The organism is Streptomyces ipomoeae 91-03 (assembly GCF_000317595.1).
Classification (GTDB): domain Bacteria; phylum Actinomycetota; class Actinomycetes; order Streptomycetales; family Streptomycetaceae; genus Streptomyces; species Streptomyces ipomoeae.
The window spans coordinates 1-2,690 of sequence record NZ_AEJC01000123.1 but is presented as its reverse complement, the minus strand read 5'-3'; the positions used below and the strand labels follow the sequence as shown (position 1 = coordinate 2,690).

Below are 2,690 nucleotides of genomic sequence, written 5' to 3'. Positions count from 1 at the left end.
ACCCTAGAAGTCTGGAAGTGCGTAGCGAGCAGCGAGCGCCACTGCCTCGTCAGCGAAGGCGCCGGCCGCTGTGGCGCGATTCACGCGACTGGTTCGTGCCCGCGCTGTGCCTCCCCCAGCGGAAGCCCGTCCACATCGAGGACCTGGTCCTGCAGAGCGCTACGGGCGAGAGCGTCCCGGTCTACGTGCCCAACCGAGGGAACGGCCGCGCCGGCCGGCACATGTGGGTCTCGGTCGACGATCGCGCGCTGGGGCAGGAGCTCATCGGCGAGAAGACCCCTCTCCCGACGGCACCGGCCGAAGACGAGGACGACGTGATCACGTTCGCCGAGAAGGAGATCGACCGCACCTGCCGAGCAGGAGAGGAGGGCTGGTTCGTCAGCGACGGCCGGCCTATACGCGATCTCGACCAGCCGACCGGCGGCTTCACGCTTCCTCGCATGTCTGTCCAGCGTTCCCGCGACCCGATGCGGATCACGACCGTTGAACGCGCCGCCGCCTCCGCCGCGCTGGGATGCCCGCCGTGAGAGCTCGGGCTGTGTGCTGGCTGCGGCCAGCTGATGCGGCGCTACGGACGGAACGCCGCCATGTACTGCAACGCCTGTCGGGCCGTCCTCAACGGGCGTTAGCCGGAACTGCAACCAAAACTGCAACCACGGAACGACGAAGGACCCGGCCGCAATGCGGTCGGGTCCTTCGCTTGCCTTGGTGGGCGGCTGCGGAGGATACGAGATTCGAACTCGTGAGGGGTTGCCCCCAACACGCTTTCCAAGCGTGCGCCCTAGGCCTCTAGGCGAATCCTCCGCCGGAAACATTACATGACGGCGAGGTGTGCTTGCGAACTCGTTCGGCGGAGGGTGATCAAGGTGGGGCGTGGCGTTGGGGAGGTGGGCGGCTGGGGTCGGGGGATCGGGTAGGCTGGGGGCAGCCCCTCACGCGGCGCTATCTGACTGAACTCCCCCAGGGCCGGAAGGCAGCAAGGGTAGGTTGGCTCTGGCGGGTGCGTGAGGGGTCTTCTGTGTTCGGGGATCCCTGGGGCTCAGGGGCGCTCCGCGTTCTCAGGGGGCTTCGGCGTTCTCAGGCGCGTCAGCGTTTTCGTGGGGCTTCGGTGTTCTGATGCGTGGGTCTTCGGCCTTCTGAGGGGGCTCGGGGTTCTCGTTCGGAGCCGGGGCTCGTTGTCAGTGGGCGGCTATAACCTCGTATGCGTGTCGTCTCTCGCGCTGTACCGCCGCTATCGCCCGGAGTCGTTCGCCGAGGTCATCGGGCAGGAGCATGTCACCGACCCGCTGCAGCAGGCGCTGCGGAACAACCGGGTCAATCACGCGTACCTGTTCAGCGGGCCGCGCGGGTGTGGCAAGACGACCAGTGCGCGCATTCTCGCCAGGTGCCTGAACTGTGAGAAGGGCCCCACGCCGACCCCGTGCGGGGAGTGCCAGTCCTGCCGGGACCTCGCGCGCAACGGCCCCGGTTCCATCGACGTCATCGAGATCGACGCCGCCTCGCACGGTGGCGTGGACGATGCCCGTGAGCTGCGTGAGAAGGCGTTTTTCGGACCCGCCGGCAGTCGCTACAAGATCTACATCATCGACGAGGCCCACATGGTCACGTCGGCCGGTTTCAACGCGCTGCTGAAGGTCGTCGAGGAGCCGCCGGAGCACCTCAAGTTCATCTTCGCGACGACCGAGCCCGAGAAGGTCATCGGCACCATTCGGTCGCGTACGCATCACTATCCGTTCCGGCTCGTGCCGCCCAGCACATTGCGCGACTACCTCGCCGAGGTCTGCGGCAAGGAGAACATCCCCGTCGAGGAGGGCGTCCTTCCGCTGGTCGTCCGCGCGGGGGCCGGCTCCGTGCGTGACTCGATGTCCGTCATGGACCAGCTGCTGGCCGGCGCCACCTCGGACGGCGTGACGTACGCCATGGCCACCTCCCTGCTCGGTTATACGGACGGCTCTTTGCTCGACTCCGTCGTCGAGGCCTTCGCCGCCGGAGACGGGGCCGCGGCCTTCGAGGTCGTCGACCGGGTCATCGAGGGCGGCAACGACCCGCGGCGGTTCGTCGCCGACCTGCTGGAGCGGCTCCGCGACCTGGTGATCCTCGCCGCCGTGCCCGACGCCGCCGAGAAGGGGCTCATCGACGCGCCCGCCGATGTCATCGAACGCATGCAGGCCCAGGCGGGCGTCTTCGGCGCCGCCGAGCTGAGCCGCGCCGCCGACATCGTCAACGAGGGATTGACGGAGATGCGCGGCGCCAACTCGCCCCGCCTCCAGCTCGAACTCATCTGCGCGCGCGTGCTTCTTCCCGCGACATACGGTGACGAGCGCTCCGTCATGGCCCGCCTGGACCGGCTGGAGCGAGGGGCCAACTTCTCCGGCGGCGGGCCCGGGCCCGCCATGGGGTACGTCCCCGGCCCCGACGCCCACGGGGGGCTTGCAGGGCAGGGGGGAGCGGCTGCGCCTGGGGGCATGGTTCCGCAGACGCAGCAGGGCATGCCGGTTCCGCCGGGGAGTGGGCCCGCGGCGGCTCGGGCCGCGGTCCGGGGTGCTGGTGGCCCCGGGGCGCCAGGGGCTCCGGCTCCGGGGGTGCCGGGTGCCGGTGGTGGATTCGCGCCGGGTTCCGATGCGTACGGTGCCGGGGGCGCCGGTGGCGGAGCCGCCGGCCCGGGCGGGGGTGGCCCTACCGGGGTGACT

The 2,690-nt window shown here is 69.7% G+C and carries 1 protein-coding gene, 1 tRNA gene, 1 other RNA gene and 1 pseudogene; 3 read left to right on the top strand and 1 reads right to left on the bottom strand.

The genetic code is table 11. The features are described 5' to 3' along the window. Positions 1-527: pseudogene (locus tag STRIP9103_RS51350) on the top strand (hypothetical protein); the annotation flags it as partial. 192 nt (positions 528-719) lie between these two features. On the opposite strand, the gene STRIP9103_RS08250 reads toward STRIP9103_RS51350, so the two are convergent. Continuing rightward, positions 720-804, bottom strand: a tRNA-Ser gene (locus STRIP9103_RS08250). Positions 805-923: 119 nt separating this feature from the next. On the opposite strand from STRIP9103_RS08250, the gene ffs reads away from it, so the two are divergent. Together ffs and STRIP9103_RS08245 are read left to right on the top strand one after the other, a co-directional pair. Beyond that, positions 924-1,020, top strand: an RNA gene (gene ffs, locus STRIP9103_RS45455) — signal recognition particle sRNA small type. Between the two features lie 185 nt (positions 1,021-1,205). Then, a partial coding sequence (locus STRIP9103_RS08245) for a DNA polymerase III subunit gamma and tau (protein ID WP_009303541.1) occupies positions 1,206-2,690 on the top strand: 1,485 nt, incomplete at its 3' end.